The organism is Streptomyces bugieae, assembly GCF_036352915.1.
Lineage (GTDB): Bacteria > Actinomycetota > Actinomycetes > Streptomycetales > Streptomycetaceae > Streptomyces > Streptomyces endophytica.
The window spans coordinates 1-538 of the sequence record NZ_JAZBJP010000096.1 but is presented as its reverse complement, the minus strand read 5'-3'; the positions used below and the strand labels follow the sequence as shown (position 1 = coordinate 538).

The following is a 538-nucleotide window of genomic DNA, read 5'->3' as shown; positions in this document are numbered from 1 at the left end:
ATGGGGAAGGAACTGATCGAACTTCGCCCTCAAAGCCACAACTGAAGCCCGAGCGGCCGTACCCGCAGTCACACCTCATTGTCCCGCCAACGCCCATGCACCGAGCGGTAATTGAAATACAGGCCCCCGGACGCAGGGAGAACTGCCAGGTCGGCACGTTCTTGGCCTATGCCTCCACCCGGGGGCGGGCGTTGATCGACCGCGAGCTGTATCTGCCCGCATCCTGGACGGACGACCGCCCGCGGTGCCAGGCGGCCAAGATCAGCGACGAGGTGCCCTTCGCCACCAAGATCGAGCACCTGAAGTGGATGCTGCAACGCGCCCTGGACGCAGCCGTGCCCTTCGCCTGGGTCACCACCGACGAAGCCTACGGACAAGTCCGCCATTTTCGGTCCTGGCTGGAAGAACGCAAGGTGGCTTATGTGGTGGCCACCAAGGTCAACGACACGGTGACCGGTCTCGACGGCTGGGAGTACCGGGTCGACGAGCTGATCGCCACCCGCCCGAAGCAGGCCTGGAAACCGCTCTCGGCGGGAGC

The 538-nt window shown here is 64.9% G+C and carries 1 pseudogene; it reads left to right on the top strand.

The features are described 5' to 3' along the window. Positions 1-128: 128 nt before the first annotated feature. Positions 129-538 (top strand): annotated as a pseudogene (locus V2J85_RS40345) (transposase); the annotation flags it as partial.